General features: G+C 62.5%; 13 protein-coding genes. 7 read left to right on the forward strand and 6 right to left on the reverse strand.

Translation table 11 applies throughout. The annotated features are described in order from the left end of the window. Positions 1-565: 565 nt before the first annotated feature. From EB812_RS09250 to modA, 3 genes are all read right to left on the reverse strand, one after another. Complete coding sequence (locus tag EB812_RS09250; RefSeq protein WP_118230364.1) at positions 566-1,324, reverse strand: ATP-binding cassette domain-containing protein; 759 nt, start codon at positions 1,322-1,324, stop codon at positions 566-568. Positions 1,325-1,326: 2 nt separating this feature from the next. Then, positions 1,327-2,001 (reverse strand): molybdate ABC transporter permease subunit, encoded by a 675-nt coding sequence (gene modB, locus EB812_RS09255; protein ID WP_118230363.1) that lies wholly within the window; start codon positions 1,999-2,001, stop codon positions 1,327-1,329. Between the two features lie 254 nt (positions 2,002-2,255). Next, positions 2,256-2,993, reverse strand: a complete 738-nt coding sequence (gene modA / locus EB812_RS09260) for a molybdate ABC transporter substrate-binding protein (RefSeq protein ID WP_118230362.1) — start codon at positions 2,991-2,993, stop codon at positions 2,256-2,258. Positions 2,994-3,151: 158 nt separating this feature from the next. Here modA and EB812_RS09265 point away from each other — a divergent pair, with 158 nt between their 5' ends. The 7 genes from EB812_RS09265 (at position 3,152) to EB812_RS09295 (ending at position 10,715) form a co-directional block, all read left to right on the forward strand. After that, positions 3,152-4,276, forward strand: a complete 1,125-nt coding sequence (locus tag EB812_RS09265) for a TOBE domain-containing protein (protein WP_118230361.1) — start codon at positions 3,152-3,154, stop codon at positions 4,274-4,276. Positions 4,277-4,627: 351 nt separating this feature from the next. Next, on the forward strand, positions 4,628-5,668 hold the full coding sequence (locus EB812_RS09270) for a rod shape-determining protein (protein ID WP_118230360.1): 1,041 nt from the start codon (positions 4,628-4,630) through the stop codon (positions 5,666-5,668). A gap of 339 nt (positions 5,669-6,007) precedes the next feature. After that, positions 6,008-6,862 carry a rod shape-determining protein MreC gene (gene mreC, locus EB812_RS09275; protein ID WP_242621260.1) on the forward strand — a complete coding sequence of 285 codons (855 nt, stop codon included), beginning with the start codon at positions 6,008-6,010 and terminating at the stop codon, positions 6,860-6,862. After that, complete coding sequence (locus tag EB812_RS09280; protein WP_118230358.1) at positions 6,859-7,329, forward strand: hypothetical protein; 471 nt, start codon at positions 6,859-6,861, stop codon at positions 7,327-7,329. Before mreC ends, EB812_RS09280 begins: the two co-directional genes overlap by 4 nt. A gap of 55 nt (positions 7,330-7,384) precedes the next feature. Further along, positions 7,385-9,223 (forward strand): penicillin-binding protein 2, encoded by a 1,839-nt coding sequence (gene mrdA / locus EB812_RS09285; RefSeq protein ID WP_380059477.1) that lies wholly within the window; start codon positions 7,385-7,387, stop codon positions 9,221-9,223. A 13-nt stretch (positions 9,224-9,236) separates the two neighbouring features. Further along, positions 9,237-10,343, forward strand: a complete 1,107-nt coding sequence (gene rodA / locus EB812_RS09290) for a rod shape-determining protein RodA (RefSeq protein WP_118230356.1) — start codon at positions 9,237-9,239, stop codon at positions 10,341-10,343. 27 nt (positions 10,344-10,370) lie between these two features. Next, the gene (locus tag EB812_RS09295) at positions 10,371-10,715 is read left to right on the forward strand and encodes a bactofilin family protein (RefSeq protein ID WP_118230393.1); all 345 of its coding nucleotides are present in this window, start codon (positions 10,371-10,373) and stop codon (positions 10,713-10,715) included. Positions 10,716-10,928: 213 nt separating this feature from the next. On the opposite strand, the gene EB812_RS09300 is transcribed toward EB812_RS09295, so the two are convergent. From EB812_RS09300 to EB812_RS09310, 3 genes are all read right to left on the reverse strand, one after another. Continuing rightward, positions 10,929-13,253 carry a vitamin B12-dependent ribonucleotide reductase gene (locus tag EB812_RS09300; protein ID WP_165450933.1) on the reverse strand — a complete coding sequence of 775 codons (2,325 nt, stop codon included), beginning with the start codon at positions 13,251-13,253 and terminating at the stop codon, positions 10,929-10,931. 470 nt (positions 13,254-13,723) lie between these two features. Then, positions 13,724-14,794 (reverse strand): 2,3-butanediol dehydrogenase, encoded by a 1,071-nt coding sequence (locus tag EB812_RS09305; RefSeq protein ID WP_118230354.1) that lies wholly within the window; start codon positions 14,792-14,794, stop codon positions 13,724-13,726. Between the two features lie 347 nt (positions 14,795-15,141). Beyond that, positions 15,142-17,244: a sigma-54-dependent Fis family transcriptional regulator gene (locus EB812_RS09310; RefSeq protein ID WP_118230353.1), complete on the reverse strand. Its 2,103-nt coding sequence runs from the start codon at positions 17,242-17,244 to the stop codon at positions 15,142-15,144. Positions 17,245-17,457 lie beyond the last annotated feature (213 nt).

Below are 17,457 nucleotides of genomic sequence, written 5' to 3' on the forward strand. Positions count from 1 at the left end.
GCCCCGGCAGGGCGCGTGTTGTTTCCAGTTGGGCGCGGGAGCCGGCAGGCTCCTCAGAGTGCCCCGCGCGGGCGGGGGTGAACAGCGGCAGGGCTGCCGCCCGGTGCGGATGTGAAATTTGTGTTTGTGCTGCGTGTGGCTTTCGCTACTATATACAATCTGCCCTCGCACGTCCAGAAAGGCCTTGCCCCGTAAGGCCGTCGCGGGCTGCCCGGCGGTTTTGCCGTCAGGGCTCGCCTCTGGTCATGCCTGCCCTTAACCCTTTTTCTGCTTAGCATGAAATTGATTGTTTGAACAGTTAAAACAGCCCCTGTGGAAAAAAATTTTTCTCAATAAAAATATACTGTAATTTAGATATATTGCAGTATGATGAGATTTTTTCGGGCTGTTGCTGTGGTTATATCAAGGGGGATTACTGATAGGTTAGCTGCGCCCTTGCCATCAGGGCGCAAAGACACCAGGCGTGTGCTGTGGAGCGTCGGTACGGGCGGTTTGTCCGTGTTTTTCCGTCCGCCCTTTTTTTCCGCAACACCCCCGTGTGCCGGGAGGGCGGTAGGGGCGAACCTCAGGCGGCCGTGCGCCAGTATGTGGCCTCCAGGTGCCGCAGACATGGCCCGGCGTGGGCAAACTGCGGCCGTAGCTCGGCGTAATCGGGCACCATGCGGGCCTGGCCGTGGTCGTAGAGGATGAGGCTGCCGGCAAAGGCGTCCACATCGCCGGGGTCGTGGGTGATGATAATGGCCGGGATGGTCAGGTCGGCCATGAGTTCCAGCAGTTCGTCGCGCAGGCGCTCGCGCAGCAAAGGGTCCAGGGCGGAGAAAGGTTCATCCAGCAGCAGCAGGCGCGGGTCGGCGTTGAGGGCGCGGGCCAGGGCCGCGCGCTGGCGCTGGCCGCCGGAGATCTGCGAGGGCAGATGCCCGGCCAGACGTCCGATGCCAAAGCGTTCCAGCATGGCGTAGGCCTTTTCTTTTTCGCCGTTGCGCACCAGCCAGGGCCAGCAGCCCGTACGGGGAAAGGCCACGTTCTGCAGCAACGTCAGGTGCGGGAAAAGGGCGTAGTCCTGAAACATGTAGCCGATGCGGCGCTGCTGCGCGGGGATGCAGATATTGCTTGCGGCGTCAAAAAGGGTGCAGTCGCCAATGCGGATGTGCCCGGCGTCGGGCCGCATAAGCCCGGCCAGGCATTGCATGGTCAGGGTTTTGCCCGATCCGGAGGGGCCGAAAAGCACGGCGCTTTTATCGCCGTCCTCGATACTGTAGTCCACGTTCAGGCTGAAGGGCGTGCGTGCGGTTTTGAATTTTTTGACCAGTCGCAGCGAGATCATGGTTACCGCCTTTTGAGTTTCAACAGCAGTTCCGCCGCCATAAGCAGGCTGATGCAGACCGCAGAGGTGATTACCACAAGCCATGCGGCCTGGGCGTCGTTGCCGGCCTGAAAGGCGTCATAAATGGCCAGGGCCAGGGTTTGCGTTTTGCCGGGAATGTTGCCCGCAATCATGAGGGTTGCGCCGAATTCGCCCATGCCCCGGGCAAAGGCCAGCATGATGCCGGCAAAGATGCCCTTCCAGGCCAAGGGCAGGGATACGCCGATGAAGATGCGCCACTCCGACGCGCCCAAGGTGCGGGCTGCGTCCTCCAGATGGCGGTCCACCTGCTCCAGCGAGGCGCGGGCCGATTTGTAAATAAGCGGGAAAACCACCACCGTGGCGGCCACTACGGCGCCCTGCCAGGAAAAAACCAGGTTGATGCCCATATCGGCCAGCCATTGGCCCAGCAGACCGCGGCGGCCCACCAGCAAAATGAGGTAGTAGCCGAGCACCGTGGGGGGCAGCACCATGGGCAAGGTACAGAGGGCGTCCAGCAAGGCGGGCAGGGGGCCCTTTTTGCGTGCCAGCAGCCAGGCCGTAAGGGTGGCCGCCACAAAGGAGATGGCCGTGGCCATGCCGGCCACGCGCAGAGAGAGCTCCAGCGGACTCCCGATGGAAACGGCGGAAAAATCCATTCCCGGAAACTCCTCCACAGGTCTGTGTCCCAGGGGACAACAAAAATAAGCCCTCGCAGTGTGCGGCGGCCTGCCGACCGGGCTGGCAAAGCCCGCGCGGCCGTCTCTGCCGAAGAGGCGTCCGCGCGTCGCGCGCTGCGGGGGGAGCAACGTCCGCGGCGGGTTCGCCGACGGTGTACGGTTACATAAAAACTACGGCAATATCCGGCGGCCCGCAAGGCGCGGCCAGGGCCGCACCTTGCGGGCCTGCCCCTCTACGGCTTGGCAAAACCGTATTTGGCCAGCACCTGCTGCCCTGCGGGCGAAAGCACAAAGTTGAGGAATTCCTGCCCCATTTTGGCATTTTTGCCCGTGGTGGCCACGGCAATGGGGTAGGAAACGGGATCATGACCGCCCACCACCATGGCCACGTCCACCTTGGAGGCCAGCTGCTTGGCGTCGGTGCCGTACACAAAGCCGGCGTCCACTTCGCCGCGGGCTACATAGTCCAGCACCTGCCGCACGCTGTTGCCCAGAATAAGCTGGGGTTGCAGAGCGTCCCACAGTTTTGCTGTGGTCAGCGCGGCCTTGGTATAGCGGCCCACGGGCACGGAATCAGGGTTGCCGACGGCTACACGTTTGTAGGTCTTGAGTTCGTCCAGCTTGGCGGGCTTTTGGGCCCCGGTGGGCACGATGAGCACCAGGTTGTTCTGCGCGAAGTTTTTGCGGGTGGCGGGGTTCACCACCTTGGAGGCCACGGCCTTGTCCATGGTGGCCTGGTCGGCCGAGGCGAACACGTCCACGGGCGCGCCTTCCTGAATCTGCTTGAGCAGCGGGTTGGAGGCGGCAAAATTTACGTGCACGGTCAGGCCGACATGCGATTTTTCAAACAGGGTCTTCAGCTCGGTGAAGGCGTTCGTCAGGCTGGCTGCGGCGGAGACGGTCATTTCGGCCGCCTGGGCCGGCAGGGCGAACAGCGCCGTGCAGGCCAGGGCAAGGACAAGTTTTTTCATACGATCCTCCAGTAGCGGTGGCGCGGAGTGCGCGTTTTGCGCAGTCTACAACAGCAAAAGGTTCGGGCAATGTCTTCACGATTATTTAAAAAATCGTGACAGCTGTACAAACGTGACCCTTTATCTGTATAAGATGAAAAAAAAAGACGGGAAAAAGCATGGAAAAGAGCAAGAACCGTGAGGAAATGGCCGCCCTCCTGCGAACCCTTTCGTCTGCGGACCGGGCTTGGCTGCGGCAGCGGCTGCTGCGGCGCGATTCCACGGCTTTGCTGCAGGACACAGGCCGCATCAGCCCACGGGAGCTGCTGGCCGTGGAATCCTGGCTCTGGGAGCGCGCCAGCGCTGCCCGCGGCCCGCGTGAAAAACGCCCCCGCCTGCGCATGTGGCTTATTTTTATGCTGCTGCGCTACGCGGCCCTGCGTCTGGTGGAGATTTTTGTGCTCAAGCCCACGCATCTGGACATGCGGGAGGGCGTTATCCATGTGCCTGGCGTGAACGGTACGCCCGGTCGCGAGGTGCCCTTGCCCCTTACGGTGAGCCGGCGGCTGCGCCGCGTGTTGGAAGATCCGGCCATGTTTCCGGAATCGCACGAGATCCTGCGCTGTGACGCCAGCTATGTACGCCGCTGTCTGCAGCAGTGCGGGGCAGCCTGTGGGTTGTCCAAGGGGCTGTTGAGCGCCCGCGCCCTGCGCCACACCCGCGCCCTGGAGCTGGGGCGTCAGGGGCTGCCTTTGCCCGTGGTGGATATTTTTTTGGGCCGACGGGCCGCGCCCGGCCAGAGCGGCCTTGTGCGCTGCGACCTGCAGGAGGCCCGGCGGCTTTTGCGTGAACAACTGCAAAGGGAGCGACCCATGAAAACCAGTGCCCGAAACGTCTTTCAGGGGCGCATTACCTCTTTGCGCAGCAGCGGTCTGTTGGTGGAGGTAGTGTTGCGCACCGCCGGCGGCCTGCGTGTGGCCGCCCTGATTACGGACGAGAGCCGCAAGACCCTGGCCCTGGCCGAAGGCAAGCTGGTCAACGCCAGCGTCAAGGCCCCCTGGGTGCTGGTGCAGGCGGGAGAATTGCCCAAGAACGCCTCTACCCCGGCGGAAAATTGTTTTGCGGGCATGGTGGAGCGGGTACGCGAGGATGACATGGTGGCTGAAATCCTGGTGGCCCTGCCCGAAGGCAGCCTGGTCTGCGCTCTGCGCAACCGCAGTGCGGAGAACCCTGTGTCCCTGACGGCAGGGCAGAAGGTGACGGTGTTTTTCAAGGCTTTTTCTGTTATTCTTAATTTGGATTGAACCGCCAAAAACTGAAGCAACTGCCCGGAGCAGAAGCGTGGGGCTGCGGCAGCCCGCTTCGGTGGTGGAGTTTTTTGCACCGGTGCGGGCTTTGGTGCGGGCTTGGGGCGGTGTAAAGCCCGACCCCCGGCAGGCTTCGCGCCCCTTCCCCTTGCTGCGGCAAGCTGCGTCGCGGACAAAGTTTTTGAACCATCGCTCCGCCATCTTGACTTCAGGCCCGTTTTAGCGGAACTGTTTTCAGTCTGGCCTGACCAACAAGGATGGTTCCTGACCGCGCGTAACGGGCACAGCCCGTGCGGGAGACGGTCGGGGCGTCGGGCGGCAAGCAGCACAGCGAGGAAAGTGAGACGAATGTCCAAACTTCTGGATTTTGCACTGGGAATGTTTTCCAATGACCTGGCCATTGACCTGGGCACAGCCAATACCTGTGTTTACGTCAAGGGGCACGGCATTGTTCTGCGCGAACCTTCAGTGGTGGCGGTCAAAAAAGACTCCCGCGGCAACAACGTGGTTCTGGCCGTGGGGCACGACGCCAAGCGCATGCTGGGCAGAACGCCCGGCAATATCTGGGCCATCCGCCCCATGAAGGACGGCGTTATCGCCGATTTTGAAATTACCGAAGCCATGTTGCGTCACTTCATCGCCAAGGTGCACAATTCGCGGCGGCTGGTGCGCCCGCGCATCATGATCTGCGTGCCCACGGGCATCACCCAGGTGGAAAAGCGCGCGGTGAAGGAATCGGCCCAGTCCGCCGGCGCGCGCGAGGTCTACCTTATTGAAGAGCCCATGGCCGCAGCCATCGGCGCGGACCTGCCCATTCAGGAGCCCACCTCCAACATGGTGGTGGATATCGGCGGCGGTACTACGGAGGTGGCGGTCATTTCCCTTTCGGGCATTGTGTATTCGCGCTCGGTGCGCGTGGGCGGCGACAAAATGGACGAAGCCATCATGACCCACGTCAAGCGCAAGTACAACATGCTCATCGGCGAATCTTCGGCCGAAGAGATCAAGATCAAAATTGCCTCGGCCTATCCCCTGGATCCGGAGCAGCAGATCGAGGTCAAAGGCCGCGACCTGGTAACGGGCATCCCACAGAATATCATCATCACCTCCGAAGAAGTGCGCAAGGCCATTTCCGAGCAGGTGGACAGCATTGTGCAGGCCGTGCGCATCGCCCTGGAACAGACCCCGCCCGAACTGGCGGCGGATATTGTGGACCGGGGCATTGTACTCACAGGCGGCGGCGCGCTGCTCAAGGGGCTGGACCAGCTGTTGCGGGAGGAAACCTCCCTGCCCATCACGGTGGTGGACGACCCGCTTTCCACCGTAGTGGTGGGCACGGGCCGGACGCTGGACAATCTGCACATCCTCAAGGAGGTGTGCATCGACTAGCGCCGCGTTCCTTGAGCCTGCTGGCGCGCACACGGCGGCCGCTCCGCCGCATGAGCGCGCAGCAAGACTGTGCGAACTTACGCGGCGAGCGTCTGCTTATGCAGCCGCCAGGGCGTGTTGCGGGTGCAATGTTCTGGAACCCTCCGCCCGGGCACGCTTCGCATCGCCCGTATAGCCAGGCGGCGCCGTGCCGGAAGTTTTCGCTCCGGGGCGGTGCCGTGCGCGTTGGCGGCCGTTGGCCCCAACGGCGTTGCCCTGTTTGTCGCAAAAGCGAAAACCCCACCTCCTCGGGAGCACCCCCACGTGACACTGCGGCGTCTTCTCCTCCTTGCGGGCGTTTTGCTCATTCTGTTTCTGGGCATGTATTCCTGGAACCAGCGCACGCATACTCTGGATGGTCTGGCCGCCCAGGTGGGGCTGGAGCTCGCAGGGGCCGTGCTCAAACCCATCCGGACCGTGCAGGATTCGGTGGAGGGCGTCTGGACCCGCTATTTCGATCTGGTGGGCGTGCGGGAAGAAAATCAGCGTCTGCGCCAGGAAGTGCAGGATCTTCAGGCCAGACTGCTGGCCAACGGCGAGGACCTGGCCGAACTGCACCGTCTGCGCGCCCTGGTGCAGCTGCCCGTGGACCAGAGCTGGCGTCCCTTGGGGGCGCGCGTGCTGGCCGGGCGCATGGGCCCCAACGCCGTGCTGGACAGCATAACCATCAGCCGGGGCTACAGCACGGGCGGCAGACCGGGCACGCCCCTGGTCACCAATCTGGGCCTGGTGGGACGGGTGCTGCGGGCCAGTGCCCACAGCGCCATTGTCCTGCTGCTGACGGACCCTTCCAGCCGCATTGCCGTGTTCTCACAGGAAAGCCGCGCGCCGGGCATTCTTACGGGCATGGGCACGGGCCAGAAGCTGGAGGTCAATTTTGTGCACCGCGACGCCAAGGTGCGCTCCGGCGAAATACTCATTACTTCCGGTCTGGACGGCAAATATCCCAAGGGCATTCCCGTGGCCCGGGTGCTCAGCGTGGCCCCTTCCGACTACACCCAGTTCATGGCCATCAAGGCTGAACCCCTGGTAGACCTGCAGCATCTGGAAGAAGTGCTTTTGCTGGAGCCTACGGGCATGGCCCCACCGCCAGACCCCGGCGCGCCGCCCAAGGAATTTATCGGCCCGCCGGCCCCCGGAAGCCTCGCCCCATGAGCCGCCTGCGCAACGTCCTTTGGTGGCTGGGCTTCTGCGCCTGCGCCGTGGCCTTGCAGACCGCAGTGCCGGGGCTGGACGCCCTGGTGGTGGGCCTTGTCATTCTGCTGCAGGAGCGGGACTACAAAAACATGCTCTGGCTGCTGCCGCTGTTTGTGCTGCTGCAAGAGGGCATGGGCACGCGGATTTTCGGCGGGATCATCGTCTGGTACGCGGCGGTCATTGCGCTGTTTAAACTGGGGCGCTGGCTGTTTGAAGTGGAAAATTTCATCTTCGTCTTCCTGCTTTCGGCCTGTCTGGGCGGGGCCTATTACGGCGTGTCCTGGCTTATGGCCCCGCTGCAGGATCTGCCTTTCAACGTGCGGGATACGCTGGACAAAAGTCTGATCCAGGCCCTGTACGTGCCCTTTGCCTGGCGGCTTTTGGTGGCCGTCAGACCCGGAAACCGGCATGAAGCGGAAAACTGACCCCCATCTTTCCCCGTCCGGGACGCGGACGCCGCGTCGCGGCATCCGCTCCTGGCTGCGCATTCAGGTAGAAAGCGAAAGCTACCAGCCGCCGCGCGCCGGGGCCATCCTGCTGCAGGTCATGGTGGGGCTTATGTTTTTTGTGCTGGTGGTGCGCTTTTGGTATCTGCAGGTGCACCGGGGCGAAGAATTCGCCCGCCAGGCCCAGGACAACCGTCTGCGTATCGAGCGCATCTTTGCCCCGCGTGGCCGCATTCTGGACGACAAGGGCCGCGTGCTGGCCGACAACCGCACGGCCTACGGCCTTTCTCTGGTGCGGGAGGACTGCCCGGATATCCCGGCCACCCTGGCGCAGATCAGCCAGTGGTCCGGTATTCCCCTTGTCCAGCTTTGGGAAAAGTATCGGCAGGACCGCTTTAAGGTGAAGTCTTTTGAGCCGCTCCTGCTTATTACGGACATCGACTTCGACCTGGTGGCGCGCATAGAATCGGAAATCCACGCCTGGCCAGGCCTGGAAGTGGTGGTGCGGACCAAACGCAGCTACCCGGAAAAAGATCTCTTTGCCCATGTGCTGGGCTATGTAGCCGAGGCCAACGAGCAGGAAATGGCCGCAGACAGCGCCTTGGCCATGGGCGACCTGGTGGGCAAGCAGGGCCTGGAGCTGGAGCTGGAAAAACAACTGCGCGGGCGCAAAGGCCTTTACGACGTGGAGGTGGACGCCCACGCCAGGGTGCTGGGCAAAACCCTGCGCGAGGAACCGCGCGGCGGACGTGAAATCCGTCTTTCTCTTGACCGGGACCTGCAGCAGGCAGCCTGGGACGCCCTGGGCGGCGAGGCGGGCTGCGTGGTGGTGCTGGAGCCGGACACGGGCAAACTGCGCGCCCTGGTCACGTCGCCAGCCTACGACAATAACCTTTTTGCCGCGGGCATTTCGCAACGCGACTGGGACGCCCTGCGCACCAACAACCGTTTTCCCCTCCAGAACCGGGTGATCCAAAGCGTCTACCCCCCGGGCTCGGTCTGGAAGCTGGTCATGGCCACCATGCTCCTGGAGCATGGCGTCAATGCGCGCGAAACCGTGTTTTGCCCCGGTCAGGTCAAGCTGGGCAACCAGATTTTTCGCTGCTGGAAGCGGGGCGGGCACGGCGCCGAAGACTTGCTGCACGCCCTCATTGATTCCTGTGACGTCTACTTTTACATTATGGGCGAGCGCATGGGCATTGACAAAATTGAGGAATACGCCAAAGCCAGCGGCTTCGGGCGGCCCACGGGCATTGACCTGCCGCACGAAAAATCCGGCCTGGTGCCTTCCAGGGCCTGGAAGCGGCGGCGCTTTGGCCGCCCTTGGGTGCGCGGCGAAACCTACAATATCGCCATTGGTCAGGGCTATACCCTGGTCACGCCCGTGCAGGTGGCCGTGTTTGTGGCAGGGCTGCTCAACGGCGGCGATCTGCTTAAGCCCCAGCTGCTGGATGACGCCTCTCGCGAAGTGCGCGGGCGTATTCCGGCCAAGCCGGAGAACCTCAAATTTGTGGTGGAGGCCATGCGCCGCGCCGCCGGCGGCGGCACAGCCAAAGTTGTGGGCCGCAAGGATGCGGACATGGGCGGCAAGACCGGCACGGCCCAGGTGGTCAAACTCAAAATGGCCGCCGGCGACCGCCGCCTGAAAAGCTCTGAAATGGAGTACGCCCAGCGTGACCACGCCTGGATAGCCACCTGGGGCATCAAGGACGGCAAGTCCTATGTGGTCATCGTCATGGTGGAGCACGGCGGCGGCGGTTCCAGCGTGGCCGGCCCCGTAGCCCGTAAGGTCTATGATTTTCTGTTCGGGCCCGACTCCGGCGTGGCCCCGCCTCCGCCCCCCGCGCAGCCCGGCGCGCGGCGGACGGACTAACAACGGACGCGGCATGGACAAACGCCTGTTCAGCTATCTTAACTGGGGCCTGCTGGCCTGCATGCTCCTGCTGTATCTGGTGGGCGTGGGCAACCTCTATTCCGCCAGCGGCACGCGGGTGGAAACGGGCCTCTCCCTCTCCAGCTTCTACCAGCGCCAGCTGATCTGGGGCCTCTGCGGCCTGGGCAGCATGCTCCTGGCCATGAGCTTTGACTACCGCCAGTTGCGCAATCTGGCCTGGCCCTTTTTCCTCATCACCCTGGCGCTTCTGCTGCTGGTGCCCGTGGTGGGCAAGACCGTGTATGGGGCCAAGCGCTGGCTCTCCCTGGGGTTTATGAGCATCCAGCCTTCAGAGATGGCCAAGCTCGCCGTGCTGGTGCTGGGCGCGCGCCTGCTGGCCCGCGACGGTCGCCCCCTGGGTTGGAAGGACTTTTGCGCAGTGCTCTGCGTAGGGCTGGTGCCCTGCGCCCTGATCATCAGTCAGCCCGACCTGGGCACCACCCTGCTTATTCTGCTTATTCTGGGGGGCATGATTCTGTTCCACGGGCTGCGGGGCTACGTGCTCAAAACCTGCCTGCTGGCGGTGCCCGCCCTGGCGGCTTTCATGTGGGTTGTGGGCATGCACGACTACCAGCGCCAGCGCATCCTTACTTTTCTGGATCCTGGCAACGACCCGCGCGGCACGGGCTATCACATCATCCAGTCCCGCATCGCCATCGGTTCGGGCCAGCTTTGGGGCAAGGGCTTCAAAGAAGGCACCCAAAGCCAGCTGCGCTTTCTGCCCGAACGCCACTCGGATTTCGCCGTGGCCGTGTTTGGCGAAGAATGGGGTTTTGTGGGCTGCGTGGTGCTGGTCACGCTTTTCTGTCTCTTTTTGCTCTCCATTTTTTCCACCGCCGTGCAGGCCAAGGACCGCTTCGGCAGCACCCTGGTGGTGGGCGTGTTCTTCTATTTTTTCTGGCAGATTCTGATCAATATGGGCATGGTCATCGGGCTCATGCCGGTGGTGGGCATTCCCCTGCCCTTCATCAGCTACGGCGGCAGCGCCACGGTGGTCAACTTCACTCTTTTGGGCATTGTGCTCAACGTGTCCATGCGTCGCTTTATGTTCAAAGGGTAAACCGCAAGCCAAAAAGGGGTGTTGGGCGTGGCCAAAGATGAAATAGCCTATCTGGGTTCCGATACCGTGTACGAAGGCAAGCTGCACTTCAAGGGCACTGTGCGCATCGAAGGCCGCTATACCGGTGAAATAGTCAGTGAAGGCGTGCTCAATGTGGGCAAGGACGCCCATGTGGAGGGTGTGCTGGACGTGGGCGAATTGCTGCTTTCGGGTCGCTTTTCCGGCCAGGTTACCGCCCGCCGCCGTGTGGTGGTCTATAATTCCGGCTTGCTGGAAGGTGAAGTCTGCACCCCCAGCATGCTCACTGAAGAAGGCGGCGTTATCGAAGGCCAGGTCCACATGAAAAACCCCTCCAAACCCAAGGACGCCTGACGCGGCGGGAAAAGGGGGGAAGAGGATCTTTTTTGCCTCATGCCGTCTCCATCCTGCAAAAAACTTTTTTGGTTGCCGCGGCGGGCTGGAGATAAGAGGGGAAATCTGTCCGGGCGGACAGCAGTGTCCTGCAGCAGAAAAGGCCGTTCCCCAAGGGGAGCGGCCTTTTCTGTTATACAGATCCGGTAGGCAATGGGGCACAGGTAATCCGCGCTAACTGCAGCGCGAAAAACCGCAGGCAGGGCAGGTCAGGCAGCCTTCCTGAAAGAGCAGGGCCTCGCCGCATTCGGGGCAGACCTGCCCCTGAATGTCGCTGACCATGCCCACATGTTCGCCGTGGAGGTAGTGGTTTTCCAGCGCCCAGGCAATGGCGTCGGGGATGGAAAGCAGCAGCCCCTTGTGGCGAAACACGGGGTGCTCGCCGCCTATGCCCTTGAGCTGGGCGATCACGTCGCGCACGTTGACGCCGGAGCGCAAAGCCAGGGAAACCAGGCGGCCGATGGCTTCGGCCTTGGCGGTGATGGAGTGCCCGGACTTGCCTATGGTGGCAAAAACCTCAAAGGGGCAGCCCTCCACTTCATTGACGGTAAGGTACATGGTGCCGAGGCCCGTGGGCACTTTTTGGGTGAAGCCCCAGAGGATGTCGGGCCGACGGCGCACGCCCGCGCTCAGCGAGGGGGTGGGGGCCTCCTGCGGCAGGGGCTGCGGTTCGCCGGTGGCATCCGCGCCCGGATCCGCAGCCTGGGCCGCGCCCTGATTTTGTTCCATGGCCTTTTGCCCTTCGCCGGTGGCGAGCACCTGCACGCTTTTGCAGCCGTCGCGGTAGACGGTGACGCCCTTGCAGCCTTCCTTGTAGGCCAACCAGTAAATGTCAAAAATATCCTTTTCCGTGGCCTCGTGGGGCAGGTTCACGGTCTTGGACACGGCGTTGTCCGTGTGGCGCTGGAAGGCGGCCTGCATGCGCAGATGCCAGACTGGGGCCATATCCATGGCCGTGACAAAGACGCGGCGCAAATCTTCGGGCAGAAAATCCAGGTCCTTCACGGAACCCTTGGCGGCCACGGCTTCCATGATTTCCGGGCTGCACATGCCGGCCTGGGCCAGGGCGGCCTCAAAGTAGGGATTCACCTCCAGCAGACGTTCGCCGTCCAGGATATTGCGGGTGAAGCAGAGGGCGAACAGGGGTTCCACACCCGAGGAGCAGCCCGCAATGATGGAGAGGGTGCCCGTGGGCGCGATGGTGGTAACCGTGGCGTTGCGGTAGGGGCCTGCCTTTCTGGCGGCGTAGACCGAGCTGCCGTAGGCCGGGAAGGGGCCGCGTTCCTGCGCCAGCTGGGCCGAGGCCTTGTGCCCTTCTTCCTGGATAAAGGCCATGAGGCGTTCGCCCAGGGCCAGGCCCTCCGGAGAGTCGTAGGGCACGTTCAGCTGAAAAAGCAGGTCGGCAAAGCCCATGACGCCCAGGCCGATTTTGCGGTTTTTTCTTACGGTTTCTGTAATAATTTCCAAAGGGAAGCGTGAGGCATCAATAACATTATCCAAAAAGCGCACGGCCAGATGCACCACGCGGGCCAGTTCCGTCCAGTCCACGCCGTTCCGGGCCGGGTCTGCCTCGTTTTCGTGCCCTGGCGTAAAAAAGCGGGCCAGGTTGACGGAGCCCAGGTTGCAGGCTTCAAAGGGCAGCAGGGGTTGTTCGCCGCAAGGGTTGGTGGATTCGATTTCTCCCTGGTCCGGGGTGGGGTTGTCGCGGTTGATGCGGTCCAGAAAGACGATGCCGGGGTCGCCGGACTGCCAGGCCTTTTTAACCAACAGGTCAAAGACCTCGCGGGCGCGCAGGCGGTGGGCCACCTCTCCGGTGTGGGGATCGCGCAGGTCGTAGGGCGCGTCCTTTTCCACCGCCTGCATAAAGGCTTCGGTCAGGCCGACGGAAAGATTGAAGTTATTGAACTCCCCTTCCTTTTCCTTGGCGCGGATGAACTGGAGGATGTCCGGATGGTCCACGCGCAGAATGCCCATATTGGCCCCGCGCCGGGTGCCGCCCTGCTTGATTTGCTCTGTGGCCGTGTTGAAGATGCGCAAAAAGGAAACCGGGCCGGAAGCAACCCCGCCGGTGGAGCCCACCCGGCTGTCGCGCGGGCGCAGGCGAGAGAAGGAAAAGCCCGTGCCGCCGCCGGATTTGTGGATCATGGCCGCGTATTTGACGGCATCAAAGATCTCTTCGATGGAGTCGCCCACGGGCAGCACGAAGCAGGCCGAAAGCTGGCCCAGGTCCGTACCTGCATTCATGAGCGTGGGGGAGTTGGGCAGGAATTTCCAGCTGGTCATCAGCTCATAGAATTCCCGCGCCAGGGCTTCGGGGCTGTAGGGGCTTTGGTAGGCAGCCTCCTGCGCGGCAATAGCCGCGGCCACGCGCCAGAAGAGGTCGCGCGGCGTTTCTTCAAGGCTCCCGTCGGGGTTTTTGCGCTGATAACGCTTTTGCAGTACCACGGCGGTATTGCGGGAGAGTTCCGGTTCAGGCAAATCGGTAGGCAAAGGCAGCATGATCATCCTTCTTGCAGGTGCGCCCGTGCGGGCGGCTGGGTAGACTATAGATATCGAGTAGTATCAGGTGCGTAAGTGCTGGCGTCCGGGCGCGCTGGCCTGCGCCACGGAGTAGTATACACGCTTGCGGACTGAAGAAAAGGGCCGTAAAGCCGCTTGCTTCCGTTAACAAATCGGAATCATTGCTGTTTAAAATGGACTTTACGATGCATTTGGCGGCAAGGTCCTGGCTGGGGCGCAAAAAAGGCCGGCAACCGCCACTGGTGCGGTCCCGGCCCTTTGAGGGCCTGCGCGGCGCGTCGGGTCGCGCCGCGCATGGACACAATTTTTAGGCGTTTCCACGTTGCAATGTCTGGCGGTTGCGTAAGCGAGTCTGCCGTGGAGGCGCAAGCGCTATTCATTTGCACGTTTAAGCCCGGAATGGGCGTGCCTTAACCTTTTAGAATACCTATTCGCAAAGGTAATCTGCTCTAAGGACGTACCAGAATTTTGATGTTATCGTCCTTGTTGTTGATAAGTTCCATAAAGCCTTTTTCCATGATGTCCCGCAGCGCAATCTTGCCGGTGATGAGGTTTTCGGCCTTGATGGCGCCCTTGGCCATGAGCGCGGCCAGACCTTTGAAGTCGTCAATGGTGTAGGCCAGGGTTCCCATGATCTTTTTGTCCGTACCGCTCAGGCTGAAGAAGTTAAAAGCGCTGGGTTCTTCAAAAATACCTACGATGATGGCCGTTCCCGTGTTGCGCAGCACGTCTACGGCCAAGGGGCCGGTAAACTTGTTGCCGATGCACTCAAAGGACACGTCTGCGCCGCAGCCGCCGGTAAGTTCGCGCACCTTGGCCACCGGGTCGCATTCCTTGGGGTTGATGATCACGTCGGCCCCGCACTCCTTGGCCTTGGCGATGCGCGCGCGGGACATCTCCAAGACGATGATCTTGCCCGCGCCCGCGGCCTTGACGGCCATGATGGTGCCCAGGCCGATGGTGCCTGCGCCCAGCACCACCACATTGAGCCCCAGAATGCTGCCGGCCATGCGCACGGCTTTGAAGCCCGTGGCCAGAGGCTCCATAACGGCCCCGGCTTCGGCCGAAACCCCTTCGGGCAGCACAAAGCAGAGGTTCGCCGGCACGTTGACCAGCCTGGCGAAGGCGCCGTCGTTGGCGAGGCCGGTAAACGCCAGTTTTTCGCACACGTTGTAGCGTCCTTCCCGGCAGGGTTGGCACTCTCCGCAGTGCTGGCAGGCGTCTGGGGCTACTGTATCGCCCACCTTGACGCTGTTGACCCCTTCGCCCAGGGCCACCACCTTGCCGCTGAATTCGTGTCCCAGAATAACGCTGCCCTGTTTGCCTGTGAGGGGGTGGGGCTTGTCCGCCGGGATAAAAATAGGGCCGGCCAGGTATTCGTGCAGGTCAGACCCGCAAATGCCGCACCAGTCCACCGCAACCTGCACCCAGCCTGGCGGCGGGGGCGGGGGGACGGGCACCGTTTCCACGCGAATGTCCTTTTTGCCGTGCCACACTGCTGCCTGCATATTTGCCGTCATAGAGCGACTCCTTTGATAAAAGGTGGAAGGAAATCGCTCTTGGATTTGCACAGGTTGTGCCGCCGGCAGAGCCCAAAGGCCCGTTTGTGCGACCGCTCACCCGGCGTGGCGCGGCCGGGTTGGATCGTGATTTTTTATACATGTTGACTTTGATACCATTAAGTCCGGCCATGTTCTGATTTGGAACAATTCCAGGCCGTACTGTGTGCCGTGGTGGAACAACTTCAGGGGGCGGTTCGGCGTGGCCGTCCGCACGGCTGACGTTTGCAGGCATCGTTAAAACACATAGCAGAGTTTTATACCATTGCATAGCCCGGTTGGGCCGGTCAGGATTAAGGCAATCCGCTCTAGGCGTCCAGACCCAGACGGCGCAGCTTGGCGTAGAGAGTGTTGCGGCCTATGCCCAGGGCCTTGGCGGTCTGGAGCATATTACCTTTGTGGTGGGCCAGGGCGGCGCGGATGGCGCGGGCCTCCAGGTTGCCCAGGTTGAAGTCCGCGGCGTTGGCGTCGTCTGGCGTGCGGCGGGGCGGCAGGACCGGGAAGCCCTGGTGGGTGGGAGGGGCAGGCTGCAGGGTCAGCCCGCCGCCCCTACGCAAGTGGGCGGGCAGGTGCTCCGGCAGGATGCAGCCCCCGTGGGCCATGTTTACGGCAAATTCCATGCTGTGCACCAGCTGCCGCACGTTGCCGGGCCAGTCGTAGTCTTCCAGCAGACGCAGGGCCTGGGCGGAAAGGCCGCCGAAGGGCAGGCCGTAGTCCTGACAAAGGCGGCGACAGTGCTGTTCGGCAATGAGGCCGATGTCTTCCCGCCGTTCGCGCAACGGGGGAATCTCCAGGGCCAGTACATGGATGCGGTAGAACAGGTCTTCGCGAAAGGTGCCGGCGGCCATGAGCTGATCCAGGTCGCGGTTGGTGGCGGTAATCAGCCGAAAGTCCACCTGGATGTTTTCTTTGCCGCCCACTCTGGTCACACGCCTGTCCTCCAGGGGACGCAGCAGGTTGACCTGCATTTCCAAGGGCATTTCGGAAATTTCGTCCAGAAAAAGCGTGCCTTTGTTGGCCTGTTCAAATTTGCCCGGGCGGCCTTTTTCCACTGCGCCGGTGAAGGCCCCGCGTTCATAACCGAACAGTTCGCTCTGGATGAGGTCGCGTGGCAGCGCGCCGCAGTTGATGGCCACAAAAGGGCCCGACGCACGGGCGCTGGCCGCGTGGATGGCGCGGGCAAAAAGTTCCTTGCCTGTGCCGGTTTCGCCGTGCAGCAGAATGGCTGCGGGGCCTTCGGCCATGTGCCGGGCCTGTTCCACCACGCGCGCCATGACGGCGCTGCGGTACAGGATGCCGCCGAAGGGACGGTTGCCCTTCTGAAGGGAGGCGATGGCCCGGCTGGGCGGCGCCGTGCGCGCGGGGGCGTCGGCCTGCAGAGTAATAAGGATGTAGCGGCTTTCCTCCGCGCCGGTAATGAAGGGGATGGCCTGGGCGTGCAGGCCGGGGTTGGCGCGGCAGAGCAGAGGGCGGCTTTCGCCGCAGGCTGAGCGTCGCTGTGTGCCGCAGTAGTGCGCGTAGTCGAAAAAATGTTCCGCCGGGCAGCCGCGTACCTTGCCGTTGGGGCGCAGCAGGCGTTCGGCCAGGTCATTGGCATAGGTCACCGTGCCCTCGGCATCCACCATGACTACGCCCACGGGCATGGAACTGAACAGGGTGTTGAGCAGGGCGCGGGACTTGTTTTCCATGCTGCTCAGGGAGGCGTTAAGCAGCAGGCGTTCGATTTCGCGCGCTGCGCCCACGGCGATCCAGAGCGCCTGACTGTGGTCGGCCGTGGCCGGGCCGGAAATGTCGAAACAGCCCCAGAGATGCCCAAAGGGCGTGTAGATGGGCGCTGCGGAACAGCCCCAGGCCTGGTGACTGCTGCAAAAATGCTCTTCGCCCAGAACCTGGGCGGGAATGCCGTCGCTCAGGGCCAGGCTGATGGCGTTGGTGCCTACGCTTTGTTCCGACCATACCGCGCCGGGGCCGAAGTGGAGGTTGTCCGCCTGGAGCAGCACCTCTTTGCTGCCGCAGGTGCGCAGAATGCGGCCGTGGGCTTCGGCCACGGTGATGAGCAGGCCTTTGCGCCGGACCTGTTCGTAGGCCCGGCGTTCTACTTGAGCGGCCAGCTCGGCGTACACGGCGGCCTGCGGTTCCACTTGGCCGGCCGGGGCAAATTCCGCACAGCGGGGCATGAGCGGGTCCACACCCATGTCGCGGCAGCGCCGCCAGGAATCGGCAATGGGCTTGGGCAGGCTGTTATCCGTGATTTCCCCGGTGCGGATAAAGGCTTCCCATGCGGCGCGGCGGCCCGCGCCGGTCGTGCCGCCGGCCCAGAGCAAAGGGGCCGAGACGACGGGGCCGGGCACGGTCTCCGAAGTTTCGTGACGCATTTCAAATACGTCGCCGTTGCGTTGCAGTACGTACATGCAGAAACCCCTGGCGACCACAGCGTCTGGGATGGTGGTCGCCTTTGCATACCATACTAACCCAATCCTGAAGCCTTGGGAAGGGTGGGGCGTAAAACTGTCGGCACAGAAAAATTGTGCTCTGACAAACAGATACAGACCAATTGCAAAAAAAACAGGGCAAAAGACGACGTGGGTGGGGCCTGCTGTTCCAGTTCTGAAAAAGTGTTCCAG

The organism is Desulfovibrio legallii (assembly GCF_004309735.1).
In the GTDB taxonomy this organism is placed as follows: domain Bacteria; phylum Desulfobacterota; class Desulfovibrionia; order Desulfovibrionales; family Desulfovibrionaceae; genus Desulfovibrio; species Desulfovibrio legallii.